Source organism: Allostreptomyces psammosilenae (assembly GCF_013407765.1).
Classification (GTDB): domain Bacteria; phylum Actinomycetota; class Actinomycetes; order Streptomycetales; family Streptomycetaceae; genus Allostreptomyces; species Allostreptomyces psammosilenae.
In genome coordinates, this window is the sequence record NZ_JACBZD010000002.1 from 839,288 (window position 1) to 856,853 (window position 17,566).

Consider the following 17,566-nt stretch of genomic DNA (forward strand, 5'->3'; position numbering starts at 1 on the left):
AGCCCGCCGCCCTGGAGCCCGTTCCCCGGTCCGTCCTCCGCCGACGAAGGGAATCCGCATGACCACGCAGCCACCCCCGCGCGCGTCACGCCCAGCCCTGGCGCCGCGTCGCGCCGTCGGGTCACGCCGCGCCCTGGCGTCACGCCCCGCCCTGCTCGCCCTGGTCGTCCTGCTGGCCGCCGGTCTCTTCGGCACGGCGCCGGCGTCCGCGTCCGGCCCCGCCTCCGCCGCCTCCGCTCCCGCCCGTGCGGCGGCCTCGGACGTCGTCGCCCAGGCCCCCGGCCCGCTGGTCTGGGCCGACGAGTTCAACGGTCCGGCCGGCACGCTGCCCGACCCGGCGCGGTGGAACCAGGAGGTGAACGGCTCCGGCGGTGGCAACAACGAGTTGCAGTACTACACCGGCAGCACCGACAACGCCGCCCTGGACGGCAGCGGCAACCTGGTGATCACTGCCCGCCAGGGCAACCCGCGCGGGTACCAGTGCTGGTACGGCACCTGCCAGTACACCTCCGCGCGGATGACCACCGCGCAGAGCTTCACCCAGGCGTACGGGCGCTTCGAGGCCCGGATCAAGCTGCCGCGCGGGCGCGGGATGTGGCCGGCATTCTGGATGCTCGGCAACAACCTCGGCCAGGTCGGCTGGCCGGCCAGCGGCGAGATCGACATCATGGAGAACGTCGGGCACGAGCCGGGGCGGGTGCACGGCAGCCTGCACGGTCCGGGGTACTCCGGCGGAAGCGCCGTCACCGGCTCCTACACGCTGCCGAACGGTCAGGCCTTCGCCGACGGCTTCCACACCTTCGCCGTCGACTGGACGCCCACCTCGATCACCTGGCTGGTGGACGGCGTCGCCTACCAGACCCGCACGCCGGCCGACACCCGCGGCAACCCGTGGGTCTTCGACCACCCGTTCTTCCTGATCCTCAACCTGGCCGTGGGCGGCAACTGGCCGGGCCCGCCGGACGGCGGCACCGCCTTCCCGCAGTCCATGGTGGTCGACTACGTCCGGGTCCACGCGCCCGGCTCCTCCGGCGGGGCCACCGGCGCCGTCACCGGGCTGAACGGCGTCTGCCTGGACGTCGCGGCGGCGCAGAACGCCAACGGCACGCCGATCCAGGTGTACGGCTGCAACGGAACCGCGGCGCAGGTCTGGACGGTCGCGGCCGACGGCACGCTGCGCGCGCTCGGCAAGTGCATGGACGTGGCGAACAACTCCACGGCGGACGGCGCGCCGATCCACCTGTGGGACTGCAACGGCTACCTCTCCCAGCAGTGGCGGTTCACGGCCGGCCGGGACCTGGTGAACGTCGCCGCGGACAAGTGCCTGGACATCCCGAGCGCCAACACGGCGCCCGGCACCCGGCTGCAGATCTGGACCTGCACGGGTGCCGCGCACCAGAAGTGGAGCCCGCCGGCCGGCTGACGGGAAGGACAACCTGGTTGACCTTCTCGGTGGGGCGTCCCTAGGGTGGGGAACGTCAACCAGGTTGACTATTTGTCGACCTGATCCTGTCGACCTGATCCTGTCGACGTGATCCGGAGGTAACCCCGTGCCGCTGTCCACCCGTGCCGAAGCCCCGACCTTCACCCTGCCCGGCTTCACCTTCCACCCCCTCGCCACCCCGTCCCGGGGCAGCGCCGAACTGGCCGTCTGGACGGTGGAGATGGAGCCGGCGGCGGCCGGGGAGCCGCACTCCCTGGACCGCGAGGAGGTCTTCGTCGTGGTCAGCGGGCGGGTGTCGGCGGTGGTCGGTGGCGAGGAGTGGACGGCCGGACCGGGAGACGCGCTCACCGTGCCGCCGGGCACGGAGTTCGCCCTGCGCAACGCCTCCGCCGAGGAGCCGGCCCGCCTCACCGTGGCCACGACGGTCGGGGTCACGGCCCGGCTGGGCGACGCGGTGATCTCGCCGCCCTGGGCCCGGTGACGGCGGCCGGGCCGCGCGCGGCGGAGCCGTCCGGCCGCGCGCGCCGGGTCGCCGCGGGGCGCCGGTGATCCGCGGGCCGGGCCCTGGGACCACCGGCGTCGGGTCACCGGCGTCGGGTCACCGTCCGGCCGCCGGGGGGTGTTCGACGGTGCAGTCGGAGCCCGGGAAGACCAACGCCTCGTGGCCGTCCTCGAAGCGGACGAGGTAGGGCCCCTCGCTCTGCTCCCCGCGGATCTCCAGGACCTCTCCCTTGCGTTCGCGCACACCCACCTTGTGGCTGTGCAGGACGAGGGTGTCGCCGACCGATACCTGCATGGTCATGCTCCCGTCAGTAGGACCGTCGGACTGATGTGAGTGCGGGCCGCGGGTGTCCCGCGGCCCGCACCCGTCCAACGACGGCCCGTGGGGGAAGGCTACGGGCCGCCGCCGTGGGTGCCGCCGGCCGGGTGGCGCCCACCGCCCGAACGGCCGCAGCCGCCCGGGGGCCTCGGCGGTCGAACGGCCTCAGCCGCGCGGCAGCACGGTGGAGAGCACCTGCGGCAGCCGGGACCAGTCGCTGGTCAGCACGGAGGCGCCGGCCGCCGCCAGTTCCGCCGCCCGGGCGGCGGCCTGCTCACTCGTGGGGTTGGTGGCCGAGATGGCCGGGCTGACCGCGTGGGCGCTGGTCATCACCAGCAGGTAGCCGCGCTCCCGGTACCAGGCGGTGTCGATGCCGCCGGTGAGGTAGGCGGCGGCGTCGCCGTCGAAGAACACGAACCATGGGCGCAGCGCGGCGTCGGCGTAGCGGGTGCGTGGGTCGCCGGCGGCGGCGCCGTGCACGGCCGGGAACGCCTGGGCGTCGGCGAGCCGGCCGGCCGACGCGAGGGCGCGCAGGTGGGTGGCGTACTCGACGTCGCTCCACAGCGAGTCGAGCGGGTTGCCCTCCTCCACGGTGCCCGGGATGATCTCGAAGATCACCTTGCCGGCGAGGGCGTCCCGGGACGGCCAGTTGCCGGCGAGGGCGGCCTCGTCGGGGGTGGCGTACGCGCCGCCGCCGGGACGCGCGAGCAGGTCGGCCGGGGTGAAGACGGCGTCGCCGAGCGTGCGGGAGATCAGGGCGTCGAACTGGGTGGGGCCCAGGCCGTAGCGGCTGTTGAAGCCGTCCTTCATTTCGATCTTGAAGATGATCGGGCGGTGGCCGGGGTTGGCGTCGTGCCAGGCGCGGATGTCGGCGAGGCAGCCGCCGAAGTCCTGGTTGCGCGCCCTGGTCCGCAGCTCGGCGGCGGTGGTGGCGCCCTCGCAGTTGTTGGAGCGGCCGAACAGTTCGTGGTTCACCCGCCAGCGGCCGGTGAGGTCGTCGGTCCACACGTCGATCTCCAGCAGGGCGGCGCCGGAGTCCAGGGCGTCGGCGAAGTAGGGGAAGGTGGCCTGCTGGTAGGCGTTGTGCACGCCGACGCCGGTGGTGGCCGCCAGGCTGGCGGAGCCCGTTCCGGCGGCGGTGGCGGTGGCGGCGCCGACGCCCGGGGCGCCGAGGGCGGCGGCGGTGGCCAGGGCGGTGGTGGCGAGGGCGGTCAGTGCACGTGCGAGGGGGCGGTGCATGCTGCTGCCTCCACGAGGACGGTGGACCCGGCGGGCGGGGGCCGGCCGGGCGGACGCGGAACACGGCAACGCTAGGGCCGCCGGGGAACGGCACAGGAGCCGGCGGGCGAACACGCGCTGACGATTCGTCAACGTGGGCGGGGGTGGCGGGCCGGGGCCGAGGGGCCCTGGGACGGGGGCTGGGGGCGCCGCGGGCGCCGTGGGCTGGGGCGCCGCGCGCGCCGTGGGTGTGGGGACGGGCGGTCGGGACCGCACGCGCGACCGCCGGGCGGCCCCCGGGGAAGAGGGGGCCGCCCGGCGGGGCGAGTAGGGGTGTGGCCGTCCGCGGTCGCGCTCTGGCGGGCTGACCTTCCGTTCACACTGGACGGGAAGCGGTGATCACGGCCCTGGGCCGTTCAGCGCGCGCGGTGCGGGCCGGGTGGGGTCAGCCGCGGGAGCCGGCCCGGCGGCCGCGGGCGACGAAGAGCAGCGCCCCGCCGGCGGCGAGGACGACGGCGCCGAAGCTGGCCATCAGGGTGGTGGAGGTGGAGCCACCGGTCGCGGCGAGCTCCGTCTCACCGGGGACGGTCGCCGGGACGGGGGAGTTCCCGCCGGTGGTGGTGGCGGAAACGCTGGGGGTGGGCGTGGCGGCGTCGCCGCTGCCGTCGGTGTCGCCGCCCGAGGCGCCCGACTCGGTGGAGGCGGACGGGGATGGGCTGGCGTCGCCGTCGGTGTCGTCCTCCTCGGTGCCGCCGGCGCCGCCGGTGGTGGCGTTCTCGTCCGGGGTGCCCTCGTCGTCACCGGTGCCGGCCCCGGTGTCGTTCCCGGCGTCGGAGCCGCCGGCGCCGTTCTCGTCCTCCTCCTGCTCGTCCTGGCAGTCCTGGGGCGTGGTGCGCTCGATGACGGCGTCGTACCGGTCATCGTCGGAGGCGGTCACCTCGACGCGCACGGTCAGCGGCGCGGTGAGCGGGGTCGGCAGCTCCAGGGTGCGGTGGTAGGAGGCGCCGAAGGTCTCGTCGGCCAGGACGGTCTCACCGGCGGTGACCTTCACCTGGTTGCCGGAGTCGGCGTAGTACGTCAGGTCCACCGTGACGGTCTCGCAGGTCACGTTGACGGTGGGAGTGTGCGCCGACGCGGGGGCGGCCATGGCGCCCGTCGCTATCAGCGCCGCGGATACGGCCCCTCCAAGGGCGCTGACGCGCCGCATGCGATGCGTGGACATGGAGCGGTTTACCCTCCTCGATCGTGTTGCTGTGGCGGGGGGTGCGGAGGGACTCTACAACCCGCTGATGCGCCGTCATGATCTTGTGGAAGCCGCCGGAACATCTATGACGAAGCCGTGACACTCCTCCGGTTTCGGCGGCCGGTCAGCACGGCGCCGGGTTTGCCAGCCGGCGGGTCGCTGTGCGAGCGTCGGGGCGACCCGACCGCTCCTTCGGAGGACGACACGTGACGCTCGGCATGGTTCTCGGCGACTCCTCGGCTCGCGCTTCGACGCGGGAGCCGTGCCGCCGCCTGCCCTGACGTCCGCCTCCGCGTACCGCGGGCCGCGCCCCCCGCTCCTCGTCGAAGTGCTCTTCGTGCCCCCGCACGTCCCACCACGAGGAGTACCCGGTGTCCGAGATCCACTGGATCGAGGCCGATGCCCGACAGTCCGCCCGGTGGCACTCCGAGAACGGCGCGCCACCTCCCCGGCGGATCGTCCTCGCCGACGACCGCACCCCGGCCGCCGTCGCCCACCGACTCGCCTGCGAGGGGACCGCGCTGCTGTGGCGCGGTGACTTCCACGGTGCCCGGCGGCTGCTGAGCGCCATGGGGCGCCGCGTCGACCGGCGCGGGACGCCCTCCGGCGCCACCGCGGCCGAGACCTTCCACCTGTACCGCCGTGCGCGGGGCCACCGCGCCCGCGTGCTGAACATGCTGCTGGTGCCGCTGGGCGACGACCACGCGCTGGCGCTGCGCCGCGCCCCCGACGTCCGCCGGGCGTGCGAGGAGGCGTACGGTCCGCCGCGCGGACCGCTGGTGGTCTCGCTCAGGGAGCTGCTCGGAGTGCTGGGCGCGCACCAGTGGCGGCGCACCGGGGTGGAGGTGCCCGCCCTCGGTGCCCGGATCCATCCGCACTACGGGGTCTTCTCGCCGGTGCGGGGCGAGTACGTCGACCTGGTGGCGCGGGCTCCGCTCCCCGTGCCACCCGGCCCGCGTCCGGCTCCGGCCACGGCCACGGCGACGGCGACGGCTCCGGCCACGGCTGCGGCACCGGCCTTCGCCACGGGGCCGCGCACCGCGTTCGACCTGGGGACCGGCACCGGCGTGCTGGCGGCGGTCCTGGCGCGCCGCGGGATCGAGCGGGTGGTGGCCACCGACACCAACCCGCGCGCCGTCGCCTGCGCCCGGGACAACGTGCGGCGGCTCGGCCTGGCGGGGCGGGTGGAGGTGCTGGACGCCGACCTGTACCCGCCGGGCCGCGCCGACCTGGTGGTGTGCAACCCGCCGTGGCTGCCGGCCCGCCCCACCTCCGCGGTGGAGCGGGGCGTCTACGACCCGGGGAGCCGGATGCTGCGCGGATTCCTCGACGGCCTCGCGGAGCGTCTGGAACCGGGCGGTGAGGGATGGCTGGTCATGTCGGACCTGGCGGAGCACCTGGGGCTGAGGCACCGCCGGGAGCTGCTGGACGCCTTCGCGGGGGCGGGGCTGCGGGTCGTCGGCCGCACGGCGGTGCGGCCGCGGCACCCGCGCGCCCAGGACTCGGCGGACCCCCTGCACGCCGCGCGCGCCGCCGAGCGGACCTCGCTGTGGCGACTGGCGCCGCGGCGGTGAGCCGGGGTGAGGCGTGACGGCCGACATGCCGGACGCATGACAGTCGTCACTAACCGAGCGTCAAAATCCATTGCACAGTGGTTATTAGTCGATCAATTCTGATCGCTAAATGACAAAGCTGTCAGCAGAACGAAGGACGCTCGGCATGAGGCTCACCCGAAGGCCCACCCGTACGGTCGCCGCCACGCTCGCCGCCGGGGTGGTGGCGGGCGTGCTCGCCGCCGCCCCCGCGAGCGCCGCCCCGGCCACCTCACCGGCCACCGCGCCCGGCGGCGGGAACCCGGCCGGGACACCCGCCCGGCCGTACCTCCAGGCGGCGCTGGACGGCATACCGGCGGCCGGGGTGCCCGGCGCCCTGGCCCTGGTGGAGGACGAGCAGGGCCGGTGGCTCGGCGGCAGCGGCGTCGCCGACGTCCGCAACGGCCGGGCCGTCGACCCCGCCGGCCGGTACCGGGCCGCCAGCGTCACCAAGACCTTCGTGGCCACCGTCGTGCTGCAACTGGTGGCCGAGGGACGCCTCGGGCTGGACGACCCGGTGGCGGACCACCTGCCCGGCCTGCTGCCCTACCCGGAGCCGATCACCGTCCGGCAGCTGCTCCAGCACACCTCCGGCCTGCCCCGCGACATCGTGCACTGGCACGACCTGACGGAGGTCGACACCGCCCGCTGGCGCGACTACCGGCCGCTCGACCTGGTCGCCGAGGCCACCCGGCAGCCGCTGGCGTTCGCCCCCGGAACCGGCTGGCAGTACTCCAACATCGGCTACACCGTGCTCGGCCTGCTGATCGAGGAGGTGACCGGCCACAGCCTGAACCAGGCCCTGACCAGCCGCGTGCTGCGCCCGCTCGGGCTGCGCGACACCTACCTGTCGGGGAGCTTCCCGTTCGTCCTGCGGCCCGCCTTCCGCGGCTACGAGCTCCTCTACGAGCCCTACACCTCCTTCACCGACGTGACCGACTACAACGTCTCCCGGGTGTGGGCCTCCGGCTCCCTGGTCTCCAGCGCCCGGGACCTGAACCGCTTCTACGGGGCCCTGCTGGAGGGCGAGCTGCTGCCGGCCGAGCAACTCGCCGAGATGCAGCGCACGGTGCCGATCGCCGAGGGCAGCCCGGTCGGCTACGGCCTGGGGCTGTTCCGGCTGCCGGTGTGGTGCGGCGACGGGATGACGGCCGCCTGGGGACACGGCGGTGACCTGCCCGGCTTCTCCAACTGGGCCCTGTGGGCGGAGGACACCGGCGCGCAGATCGCCGTGGCGATGAGCCAGAGCCTCACCCTCGACCCGGAGAGCACCGGGCTCGCGTTGAACGGCGTGCTGGCCGCGGGGCTGTGCGGCGAGCAGATAGAGGCGCCCGCCGCGCGCGCCGCCGGCGGGGCCACCGTGGAACTCCCGGACCCCGGCTCCCTCGGCCCGCTGCCGTCGGCCGGGGACCCGGTCGTCGCGCCCTAGCGGTCCAGCGGGACCACCAGGAACCGCTGGGCGGCCGAGTCCGCGCACGGTTCCTGGACCGCCTCCGCGCCGGCCGTCCGCTCGCCGTCCCGGATCCCCACGCACCGGTCGCCCTGCCCGACACGAATCCGGTACGCACCGTCCGGGCCGGCGAGCGGCTCGAAGCGGAAGCGCTGGTCGGGGTGGTCGCCGGAGCAGTCGTCCCGGGGCTCGAACAGGCCGGCCGCCGCCCCGTCGGCGAGCGCGGTGAGGCAGCCGAGGCCGTGCTCCGGGTGGTCCCACTGGATGTGGTGGCGGCCGTCCCCGATCCCGTGCAGCCGGGTGCGCGGTGGCACCGCCTCCGCGCAGGGGCGCTGGACGGCCACGGCGCTGTCGTACCGCCCGTCGCGTTCCCGCCCTTCCGTCAGGCACAGCTCCGGGGCACCCGCCGGGCGGATCTCCACCTCGCCGTCCGGGAAGACCGCGCCGGCGGTGGACGGCGCGGTGAGGGCGCCGCGCACCAGCCACACCACCGCACCGCCCAGGACCAGCAGGGCGAGCGCGGCGCCGGCGAGCACGAGCGGAGAGACCCGGCGCCGGCCCCGCCCCGCGGTGCGCCGGCCGGGTGCCCGCGGCGGAGCCGGTTCGAGCGGGGGCGGAGACGGTTCCTCAGCCGGGGGCGGCGGTGCCGTCCCGGGCGCCGGGTCGTCGGCGAGGGCCAGCCGGCTCCGCGCGTCGAGCCACGCCCGGAGCCGGTCGCCGTCCACGCCGCAGGCCCGGACGAACGCGGCCAGCACCTCCGGGCGCGGCAGCGCCTCGCGGCGCAGCGTGTCGGCGATCGTGCTGCGCGCCAGCACCTCGCCGTGGCGCGTGGCGGCCTCCTCCAGCTGCCGGTAGGAGAGCCCCGACCGCGCCTTGAGTTCCCGCAGCAGGGCGACGAACTCCGCGGTGTTGCCGGCCTGCTCGGGTCGTACCTCGCTCGCCGTCTCCATGGCGGCATCCTGTCGGCCGGGCGGCGGGCGGATCAATCCAGCTTCCCGCCATCCCCCGGCCAGCCGGTCGCGCCTCGGCCGCTGTCCGGGACAGCCGCACGGACGGCCGCTGACCAGGCCGGACAGCGCGCGGGCCGTCCCGGACGGCGTCCCGGGGTTGTCGGGGCGCCCGCCCTGGCGGCAGTCTCGACACCACGGGGGAACCGAACCGGTTCGCGATCCGGAGGCCATGCCACCGGACGCCACCGGTGCACGCCGCCGCGCGCCGACCCGTCTGCGCGTGGCAGGGGGGCGGGGGGAGCCGTGGGGCCGGTCGGGGGGCCGGCCCCACGGCGAGTTCACGACGCCGGGCCGCGGCCGTCGGCGCCCACCGGCGCCCGCCAGGCGTCCCGGTGCGCCTGTGCGAAGGCGGCGAAGGAACGCGGCGGACGGCCGGTCAGCCGCCGCACCACGTCGGAGACCTCCTCCTGGAGGCCGTCACGGATCGCGGCGTCGAGTTCCGCCAGGGCCGCCGCGAAGTCCGCCGGGTAGCCGCCGGCCACGTACCGGGCCGCGCGTTCGGCCACCGAGACCGGCTGGTGACGCACCGGCCGCCCGGAGACCCGGCTGATGATCTCCGCCGCCGTCCCGTAGTCCAGCGCCTCCGGGCCGGTCACCAGGTGCGCCGTGTTGTGCGGGGCGTCGTCCAGCAGCGCGCGCACCGCCACCGCGGCGATGTCCTCCGCGTCCACGAACGGCAGCCGGCCCGCGCCGGTGGCGGTCACCATCGTGCCGTCGCGCCGGATGCCCTCCGCCAGCGGGTGGTCGCCCAGGAAGTTCTGCATGAACCAGGACGGCCGCAGCACCGTCCAGCCGTCCGGGAACAGTTCGCGCACCATCCGGTGGACGCGCCCCAGCCCCGGCGCGCCCTCCGCGACGGCGGAGGAGGACAGCGCCACCACACGCCGCACGCCGGCCCGCCGGGCGGCATGCAGGAACGTTTCCACGAGCGGCGCCGGATCGGCCTCGGCGACCGGGGCGACCAGGTAGACCCGGTCCGCCCCGCGCAGGGCCGCGGCATGGGTGAGCGGATCCCGCCAGTCGAAACGGACGGCCTCCACCCCGGGATCGGCCCTCTCCCCGTCGGGATCCGGGTGACGGCTGGCCAGGCGCACCCGGGCGGACGGCGCCTCCTCCCGGAGCATCCGGACCACCCGGCTTCCGGTGGTGCCGGTGCCGCCGGTGACCAGCACGGTGGGCGAGCCGTGGGCGGACCCGGGCTGCGGAGCGGACCAGGGCGCCGGCTCGGCCGGCGGGAGGGAAGGCTGACGCTCGCTCATCGGGCCTGCGCCCCCTGCCGGTCACCCGCGCCGGCCCCGTGCCGGTCCCCGTCCCCGACACCCTCCCCGACCTCCCCGGCGCCGACGCCGCGCCCGGGCAGCGCGTCGCCCAGCGCCTCGGCCGCGGCCAGCGGGCTCCAGTAGTCGCGGTAGGAGGAGATGCCGTCGGCCTCGACGGTGACCACCGCGACGTACCGCAACTCGTAGGGGCGGCCGGTGGGCACGACGAAGCCCTCCGCCCGCATCTCCACCACGGCCGTGCGCGGGTCGAGCGTCGGGTGCACCCGGAACTCCGGCAGTGCGCGCAGGTCGATGTGGTCGGTGTAGTCGGCGAGGTACGCGCGCACCTCCTCCCGGCCGGACAGCCGTCGTGGCGCGCCGGGCGCGGCGAACGGGAACTCCAGCGTGCCGTCCGGCGCCCACAGGTCCGCGAAGGCCGACATGTCGTGCGCCAGCAGCGTCCGCCGCGCGGCCTCGATCACGGCGAGGGTGTGCTGCCGGACGGCGTCCCCCTCGGGCGCCGCGGCCGTTGTGTCGTTCATCCCCAAACCCCACTCTCACACGCTCGGGAACGGGTGGACCGACCCACCCGCGGAGACCAGCCTACAACGCGACGGGACTGTACCGTCCCGACGTGTTCGCGGCCTATACTCGCCCCATGGCCGAATCCCGACGCAAACCACCCGCCGGCGCCGCCGTGCTGCGCCCGGAGCTCACCAGCTCCATCCGGGACGCCGTCCTGGCGGAGTTGGCGGAGTGCGGCTACGCCCGGCTGTCGATGGAGGGCGTGGCCCGGCGAGCCGGTGTCGGCAAGAGCGCGCTGTACCGGCGGTGGCCGTCCAAGCAGGAGATGGTGGTCGCCGCCGTGGCCGAGCTGAGCGTGCCGATGGCCAAGGTCCCCGGGACGGGGAGCCTGCGCGGTGACGTGCTGGCCGTGCTGCGCGCCGTCGCCGAGTGGCTGGCCGAGCCGCGGATCGGCGGCATCCTGTCCGACCTCGTCGCCGAGGCCGGGCGCACCCCGGCATTGGCCCGGGCCCTCGCCGTCAGCGTCGGCGACCCGCGGCGGGCGCACGGCGCGGCGCTGCTGGAGCGCGCCGTCGAGCGCGGCGAGCTCGCCGCGGACGTCGACCGCGAACTGGCGCTCGACCTGCTCGGGGCGCTGGTGTACTGGCGCATGGTGGTCCGGCGCGCCCCGGTCGAGGAGGGCTACTTCGAGCGCGCCGCCGACGCCGTGCTGCGCGCCCTCGGCGCCGTGCCCGCGGGCGCGGCGGCGGATCCGCCGGAGACGGCTCCATCAAGGTTTGGTGACGGAACATCACCTGACGACCTTTCGCTATAGCATCGCCACCCATGGGTGAGGGTGAGCTGTCGTCCACGGTGACCGGTGTCCCGCGCAGGGGCCGCCGACGGACCGGTCCACGGCAGGGTGACGTGCGCGAGCTGGCACTGCTGGAGAGCGCGGAGAGCGTGCTCGGCGACCGGCCGCTGTCCGAGGTGACCATAGAGGCCATCGCCTCCGGGGCCGGTCTGTCGCGCCCGGCGGTGTACTTCTACTTCGACGGCAAGGACGCGATCGTCGACGCGGTCATCGGGCGCGTGACCCAGGAGCTGATCAGCGGCATCGCCGCCCTGGTCGCCTCCGGTGAGCCGATGGACGTCGTGGTCCGGCGCATGGTCGAGGCGACCTTCGAGGCGTGGCGCCGGCGCGGCGGGGTGTTCCGGGCGGCCATCGAGATCGCCGCGCGGGACGCCGAGCGCGGCTCGATGTGGCAGGACGTCAACAACCGGTGCGCGGAACTGGTAGTCGAGGCGGTCGAGCGGGACCGCGAGCGCGGTCTGCTGCCCCACCGGGGGGACGCCAGGACGCTGGCCACCACGCTGGTCTGGATGGTCGAGCGCAACTGCCACCACCTCTTCAGCCGGGAGCACACCGCCGAGGAGGAGCAGGCGCTCTTCGACACGCTGGTGCTGGTCGGCCGCCGCGGCCTGGGCATCCCCGACGACTGAACCGCGCCCCGGCCCCCGCGGACCAGCCCCGCACGGCGGGCCTCGCGGACCAGCCCCGCGCGCCGGCCGCCGCACGCCGGCCCACGTGCGCCGGGCGCCGCACGCCCGGGCGATCGCGGCCCTGGCACGCCGGGGCCCCCGCGCGCCGTCGGCGCGCGGGGGCCTCCCGCACGGTCACCGGCCCGGATGGTGCTCCCGGGGCGGTTCGACGTTGCCGGCGCGGATCTGCTGCTCCGGGACGCCGCCGGCGGTGGGGACGGAGGCCCGTGCCACCGCCAGGATGCCGGCCAGCCCCGCCGCGAGCAGCACCAGCAGGGCCATCCCGGCGAAGGCGCCGCTCAGCCCGACCACGCCGGCGGTGAAGCCGAAGGACGCCGGCCCGGCCAGCCCGCCGAGGTAGCCGGCGGTGGACACCGCCGCGATGCCGCCCGCCCGCGGCACGTCCGGCAGTTCGCCGGCCGCCCGCATGGTGGCCGGGACCAGCGCCGACAGTCCGGCGCCGAGCACGGCCAGGCCGATGATCGCGGCCACCGGGTGGCCGATGGTCACCGTAGTGATCAGGGTCAGCGCGGCGACCGTGGCGGCGGTCCGCACGGTGCGCACCGTGCCGAAGCGGGCGCCCACCCGGTCGGCGAACATCCGGCCCGTCGCCATCGCCGAGGCGAAGACGATGAAGCCGGCGCTGGCGACCGCCGTCCCGGCGCCCAGGCCGTCGCTGAGGTAGATGGCGCTCCAGTTGGTCACCGCGCTCTCCACGACGATGACGCACAGCGCCAGCATGCCGAGCCCCAGCAGCGGCCCGGTGAGGGTCTGCCGGTCCGGCAGGGACAGTCCGCGCGGGCGCCGGTCGACGCCCCGGTCGCTCGCCCCGGGCAGCAGCCAGCGCGTGGAGACTATGCCGACGACGGTGCACAGCGCCGCGGCGCAGCCCAGGTGGGTGGCCGGTGGCACGGAGGCGGCCGCGGCGATCGCGCCCGCCACCGAGCCCAGCACACCGCCGAAGCTGTTCGCGGCGTGCACGGTGGCGAACATCGGCCGGCGGTAGTGCGCCTGCACCGTCACGCCGTGGGCGTTGAGCGCCATCGACAGCCCGGCGGTCGCCGCACTGAACAGCGCCAGGCAGACGAACAGCGTGGCCAGGTTGCCGGCGAGGGCCGGCAGCCCGAGCGTGACGCAGGACGCGAGCAGGGTCAGCCGTACCGCTACGCGGCTCCCGTAGCGGTGGGTGGCCCAACCGACGAGCGGTATGGACAGCAGCGGTCCGAAGGTGAGGCCGAGGAAGGCCTCGGAGAGCTCCGCGGTGCTGAGGCCGAGGGCGTCCTGGACCTGCGGGATGCGGGCCACCCAGCTGGTGTAGACGGCCGAGTGGATGAAGGAGGTCAGGGTGATCGCACGCCTGGCGTGACGTACGCGGGGGGTAGCCCGGGAGGTGTCGAGCTTCATGGGTCGTCCCTGAGAGTGAGGGTGGAACTACTCTCCGAAACTACCCACGGGCAGCGGGTGGTGAATTCGGCGAGCTCCTTCCCGCCCGCTTATTGGGTGGATTTTGGGTGTTTTGGGGGATAAAGTGGTGCGAATGCTGTAATGTGCGCTCCGCGAACTGTGTACCGTCCGGAACCGTTAGGATTTCTCGATTTCTCCCATATCTCCGACTTGAGGATGGGATGACGAGACTGAAAGTCGGACAATGTCCCGGCGGAAAAGGGCGGGAAGGCGACGCGGCGGCGCCCCGGCGGCGAACCGCCGGGGCGCCGGAAATCGTTGCGGGCAGGGCGTGGTGAGTACCGCTCAGTTCTCCAGCACGGCGCTCAGGAACTCCCGGGTGCGGGGCTGTTCCGGATCGGTGAAGATCTTCTCCGGCGGGCCCGACTCGATGACCCGCCCCTGGTCGAACATCAGCACCGTGTCGGAGACGTCCCGGGCGAAGGACATCTCGTGCGTCACGCAGACCATCGTGACGTCCGTGCTGCGGGCCACGTCGCGCAGCAGGTCCAGCACGCCGGCCACGAGCTCCGGGTCCAGTGCCGAGGTGACCTCGTCCAGCAGCAGCACGCGGGGCTCCATGGCCAGCGCCCGGGCGATCGCCACCCGCTGCTGCTGGCCGCCGGAGAGCTGGCCGGGGTAGGCGTCCACCTTGTCGGAGAGCCCGACCAGCTCCAGCAGCTCCCTGGCGCGCTGCTCGGCCTCGTCCCGGTCCCGCCCGAGCACGTGCACGGGGGCCTCGGTGATGTTCCGCAGCACCCGCATGTTGGGGAAGAGGTTGAACTGCTGGAAGACCATGCCGATCTTCCGGCGCACCGCGCGGACGTGCCGCTCGCCGGCCGGGACCAGCCGGCCGCCGCGCCGTTCGTGGGTGAGCAGGTCGCCGTCCACGGTGATGGTGCCCTCGTCCGGGCGGAGCAGCGTCATCAGCAGGCGCAGGATGGTGGTCTTGCCGGAACCCGAGGGGCCGATCAGGGTGACGTGCCGGCGCGGGGCGACGGCGAAGTCCAGGTCGTCCAGCACGACGTGGTCGCCGAACCGCTTGGTGACGTGGTCGAAGCGGACGAGTTCCGCCGACCGGTCGGTGCCGGTGGCGAACGGTGTGGGGGTGGGGGAGGGGTGGGTGGTCACGTGAGCCTCGCGTGGGGGGACGGGTGGGACCTGGCGGGCCGTCATCGGGCCGTGGCGACGGGCCCGGCGACCCGCCGTTCCAGCGCGCGCAGGGCCAGTGAGGTCGGGTAGGCGACCAGCACGAACAGCACGCCGACCACTGTGATCGGCTCCAGGTAGCGGAAGGACTCCGCGCCGACCTCCTGGGCCCGCTTGAGCATCTCCAGCACGGTGATCGCGGAGAGCATCGGCGTGTCCTTGAACATGGACAGGATGTAGTTGCCGAGTGGCGGCACCACCCGGCGGATCGCCTGCGGCAGCACCACGGAGGTCCACACCCGGGTGCGCGGCAGGCTCAGCGCCGTGGCCGCCTCCCACTGCCCGCGGGGCACGGCGTCGATGCCGGCGCGGTACACCTCGGCGGTGTACGTGGAGTAGTGCAGACCCAGGCCGATGATCCCGGTGGCCAGCGGCGAGAAGGCGATCCCGGTCGACGGCAGGACGTAGAAGAGGAAGAACAGCTGCACCAGCAGCGGGGTGTTCCGGACGAACTCCACCGCGCCGTGCACCGGGTAGGTGACCCAGCGGCTGCCGGAGCGCAGCAGCAGCGCCCACACCAGGCCGAGGGCGAAGGCGAGCACCGAGCCGAGGGCCGTGGCCTGGACGGCGGTCCACAAACCGGCGAGCAGGTCGGGCAGGAAGGCCCGGGTGTAGTCCCAGTCCCAGCTCATGCGGCGCTCCCTTCCCCGGCGCGGGCGCGGGCCCCGGTCGCGGTTCGGGCCCCGGTCGCGGTCCCGGTTCGGGCGCCGGCCGCGGTCCCGGTGCGGGCGCCGGCCGCGGTCCCGGTGCGGGCGCCGGCCGGGGCCAGGCGTCGGAGCGCGCCGGCCACCCCGGCGAGCGGCCCGCCGGTCGGCGCCGGTGGCGCCGCCGGGTCCGGCGCGGTGGGCGCCGCGGGGCCGCGCCCGACGGCGGCCTTGGCGCGCCGCTCCAGCAGCCGCATCACACGGGTGAGCAGGAAGGCCACGGCGAAGTACAGCACCAGGATGGTCGCGTAGACGAGGGCGCTGTCGCCGGTCGCCAGGCGCACCAGGTTGGCGTCGAAGGTGAGCTCCGCGATCACCACGATGGAGGCCAGCGAGGTGCCCTTGAGCAGCTCGATCAGCAGGTTGCTGAAGCTGGGCAGCATCTCGACGACGGCCTGCGGCAGCACCACCAGGCGGGTGCGCTGCCAGCGGGTCAGGTTCAGGGCCACGGCGGCCTCGGTCTGCCCGGCGGGCACGGCGGCCACCGCCGCCCGCACCACCTCCGCGCCGTAGGCCCCGTAGGACAGGGCGAGGGCCAGCGTGCCCGCCCACAGCGGGGCCAGCTGCCAGCCCAGCATGGGCAGGGCGAAGAACAGCCAGAACATCAGCACCAGGGCCGAGGTGGCGCGGAAGACCTCCACGTACAGGCCGGCCAGGATCCGGACCGGGCGGCGGGTGGAGGTGCGGGCCAGGCCGGCGACGAAGGCGAACACCGTCGCCAGCGCGGCGGCCAGGACGGTCAGCTGGACCGTCACCCACAGCCCCTGGAGGAGCAGCAGGAACAGCGGCATGGTCATGGTGAACAGCTCCCGCGCCGCGTCACGCGCCGGCGCCGGCGGTTCCGGCGCACAGCTCTTCGGCGGTCAGGTCGGTCATCTCGGCCTCGGTGTAGCCGAACGGGCGGACCAGGCGGAGCAGTTCGCCGCTGGCCTTCAGCTTGGCCAGCTCCACGTTGAACGCGTCGCGCAGCCGGGTCTGCAGCGGGTGGAAGCCGTAGCCGCCGGCGCCCCACTGCTTGACACCGTCGATGACCGGGAAGAACGGCTCGGTCATCTCCAGCTGGGGATGGCTGCCGTCGGCCAGCAGGTTGCGCAGGGTGATGGAGGTGGCGGCCATGACGGTGGTGCGTCCGGCGAGCAGGCCGTCCAGCGCCGCCAGGTTGTCCGGGAAGACCCGCACCCGGCTCTGCGGCACGCCGAACGACTCGGCGTAGGAGATCTGGATGCCGCCGCTGGCGACCCCCAGGACCACCGAGTCGTCCGCGGCGATGTCGGTGTAGTCGCGCAGGCCCGCGGGGTTGCCCCGCCCGGTGATGAAGGCGTCCGGCATCTGGTAGTCCGGGTCGCTGAAGGCGATCTCCTGGCAGCGCTCGGGGGTGATGTACATGCCGGCGGCGATGCAGTCGAACAGGCCGGCCTTCAGGCCGGGGATCAGCGAGCCGAAGTCGGTCGGCACGGCGGTGGTGGTGCCCACCCCGAGGCGCTGGAAGACCGTCCGGGCGACGGTGGGGGACTGGCCGGTCAGCCGGGCCTGGTCGTCGATGTAGCCCATCGGGATCTCGCCGGCAATGCCGAGCCGGACCTGGCCCTTCTCCCGCAACTGCTCCAGCAGGTTGCCGCCCGGGACGTCGGAGGCGAGCGAGACGCGGCCGCACCCGCTCGCCCCCGCCAGCCCGCCCACCGCCGCGGCGGCGCCCAGCGCGGTCAGCGCCCCTCCGCGCAGGAAGCGGCGGCGGGGCACCCGCCGGCCGCCGGGCTGGGGTGGGTCGTGGTGCGCCGGGGCCGCCGTGGGCGGTGACCCGATTCCGGTCCGCTGGACAGACATGTTCCTCCCGCGTTCGTGGTAGGCGTTCGGACCCGGACACTGTGGGGGCGCCAGGGCCGGGGGCGATCCGTGCCCTGGTTTGTCATGGGTAATCCGATTGATCCGGTAACGATTGCGACACGCGCCGGGGGATGGCCTGCGGATATTCGCTCCGGAGGCGGGCGGGGTGGGATGGGGATTGGGTGGGGGGAGCCGGGGATGGGGCCGGATTCACGCGGGGGATGGGCCGTATGCGCGGGGGACGGGCCGGAGTTGTCCGCGGTCGAATCGAAGTTATCCACAGACGGAAAGTGGGGGGCTGCGC

17 protein-coding genes are annotated in these 17,566 nt (G+C 74.8%); 6 read left to right on the top strand and 11 right to left on the bottom strand.

From position 1 onward, the window contains the following. Positions 1-58 precede the first annotated feature (58 nt). Both FHU37_RS25920 and FHU37_RS25925 read left to right on the top strand, forming a co-directional pair. Positions 59-1,423: a glycoside hydrolase family 16 protein gene (locus FHU37_RS25920; RefSeq protein ID WP_179817060.1), complete on the top strand. Its 1,365-nt coding sequence runs from the start codon at positions 59-61 to the stop codon at positions 1,421-1,423. Positions 1,424-1,550: 127 nt separating this feature from the next. Next, positions 1,551-1,925, top strand: a complete 375-nt coding sequence (locus tag FHU37_RS25925) for a cupin domain-containing protein (protein ID WP_179817061.1) — start codon at positions 1,551-1,553, stop codon at positions 1,923-1,925. 117 nt (positions 1,926-2,042) lie between these two features. On the opposite strand, the gene FHU37_RS25930 is transcribed toward FHU37_RS25925, so the two are convergent. From FHU37_RS25930 to FHU37_RS25940, 3 genes are all read right to left on the bottom strand, one after another. Then, positions 2,043-2,246: a DUF1918 domain-containing protein gene (locus FHU37_RS25930; protein WP_312892866.1), complete on the bottom strand. Its 204-nt coding sequence runs from the start codon at positions 2,244-2,246 to the stop codon at positions 2,043-2,045. A 183-nt stretch (positions 2,247-2,429) separates the two neighbouring features. Further along, positions 2,430-3,503: a phosphatidylinositol-specific phospholipase C domain-containing protein gene (locus FHU37_RS25935; RefSeq protein WP_179817062.1), complete on the bottom strand. Its 1,074-nt coding sequence runs from the start codon at positions 3,501-3,503 to the stop codon at positions 2,430-2,432. Between the two features lie 424 nt (positions 3,504-3,927). Continuing rightward, positions 3,928-4,704, bottom strand: coding sequence for an LPXTG cell wall anchor domain-containing protein (locus tag FHU37_RS25940; RefSeq protein ID WP_179817063.1), 777 nt, complete (start codon positions 4,702-4,704; stop codon positions 3,928-3,930). Positions 4,705-5,096: 392 nt separating this feature from the next. On the opposite strand from FHU37_RS25940, the gene FHU37_RS25945 reads away from it, so the two are divergent. Both FHU37_RS25945 and FHU37_RS25950 read left to right on the top strand, forming a co-directional pair. Next, positions 5,097-6,299, top strand: a complete 1,203-nt coding sequence (locus tag FHU37_RS25945) for a methyltransferase (RefSeq protein ID WP_179817064.1) — start codon at positions 5,097-5,099, stop codon at positions 6,297-6,299. A 145-nt stretch (positions 6,300-6,444) separates the two neighbouring features. After that, on the top strand, positions 6,445-7,746 hold the full coding sequence (locus FHU37_RS25950) for a serine hydrolase domain-containing protein (RefSeq protein WP_179817065.1): 1,302 nt from the start codon (positions 6,445-6,447) through the stop codon (positions 7,744-7,746). Here FHU37_RS25950 and FHU37_RS25955 read toward each other — a convergent pair. The 3 genes from FHU37_RS25955 to FHU37_RS28700 all read right to left on the bottom strand — a co-directional run bounded on the left by FHU37_RS25955 (position 7,743) and on the right by FHU37_RS28700 (position 10,578). Next, entirely contained in the window at positions 7,743-8,717 is a 975-nt protein-coding gene (locus tag FHU37_RS25955; RefSeq protein ID WP_179817066.1) for an XRE family transcriptional regulator, read from the bottom strand. The two genes, FHU37_RS25950 and FHU37_RS25955, sit on opposite strands and share 4 nt — an antisense overlap. Positions 8,718-9,055: 338 nt before the next feature. Then, entirely contained in the window at positions 9,056-10,036 is a 981-nt protein-coding gene (locus tag FHU37_RS25960) for an NmrA family NAD(P)-binding protein (protein WP_179817067.1), read from the bottom strand. Continuing rightward, positions 10,033-10,578: a nuclear transport factor 2 family protein gene (locus tag FHU37_RS28700; RefSeq protein WP_179817068.1), complete on the bottom strand. Its 546-nt coding sequence runs from the start codon at positions 10,576-10,578 to the stop codon at positions 10,033-10,035. Before FHU37_RS28700 ends, FHU37_RS25960 begins: the two co-directional genes overlap by 4 nt. A 116-nt stretch (positions 10,579-10,694) precedes the next feature. Between FHU37_RS28700 and FHU37_RS25970 the strand changes: the two genes are divergently transcribed. Then, complete coding sequence (locus FHU37_RS25970; protein WP_179817069.1) at positions 10,695-11,375, top strand: TetR/AcrR family transcriptional regulator; 681 nt, start codon at positions 10,695-10,697, stop codon at positions 11,373-11,375. 11 nt (positions 11,376-11,386) lie between these two features. Beyond that, positions 11,387-12,043, top strand: coding sequence for a TetR/AcrR family transcriptional regulator (locus FHU37_RS25975; protein WP_179817070.1), 657 nt, complete (start codon positions 11,387-11,389; stop codon positions 12,041-12,043). Positions 12,044-12,217: 174 nt separating this feature from the next. On the opposite strand, the gene FHU37_RS25980 is transcribed toward FHU37_RS25975, so the two are convergent. The 5 genes from FHU37_RS25980 to ehuB form a co-directional block, all read right to left on the bottom strand. Beyond that, a complete protein-coding gene (locus FHU37_RS25980; protein ID WP_179817071.1) occupies positions 12,218-13,486 on the bottom strand; it encodes an MFS transporter in 1,269 nt (422 codons plus the stop codon). Between the two features lie 345 nt (positions 13,487-13,831). Next, complete coding sequence (ehuA, locus tag FHU37_RS25985) at positions 13,832-14,701, bottom strand: ectoine/hydroxyectoine ABC transporter ATP-binding protein EhuA (RefSeq protein WP_179817072.1); 870 nt, start codon at positions 14,699-14,701, stop codon at positions 13,832-13,834. Continuing rightward, complete coding sequence (gene ehuD / locus FHU37_RS25990) at positions 14,698-15,366, bottom strand: ectoine/hydroxyectoine ABC transporter permease subunit EhuD (RefSeq protein ID WP_179817073.1); 669 nt, start codon at positions 15,364-15,366, stop codon at positions 14,698-14,700. Before ehuD ends, ehuA begins: the two co-directional genes overlap by 4 nt. Continuing rightward, the gene (ehuC, locus tag FHU37_RS25995) at positions 15,363-16,235 is read right to left on the bottom strand and encodes an ectoine/hydroxyectoine ABC transporter permease subunit EhuC (protein WP_179817074.1); all 873 of its coding nucleotides are present in this window, start codon (positions 16,233-16,235) and stop codon (positions 15,363-15,365) included. The genes ehuD and ehuC overlap by 4 nt, the downstream gene beginning before the upstream one ends. A gap of 22 nt (positions 16,236-16,257) precedes the next feature. Next, positions 16,258-17,262, bottom strand: coding sequence for an ectoine/hydroxyectoine ABC transporter substrate-binding protein EhuB (gene ehuB / locus FHU37_RS26000; RefSeq protein ID WP_179817075.1), 1,005 nt, complete (start codon positions 17,260-17,262; stop codon positions 16,258-16,260). Between the last annotated feature and the right edge of the window lie 304 nt (positions 17,263-17,566).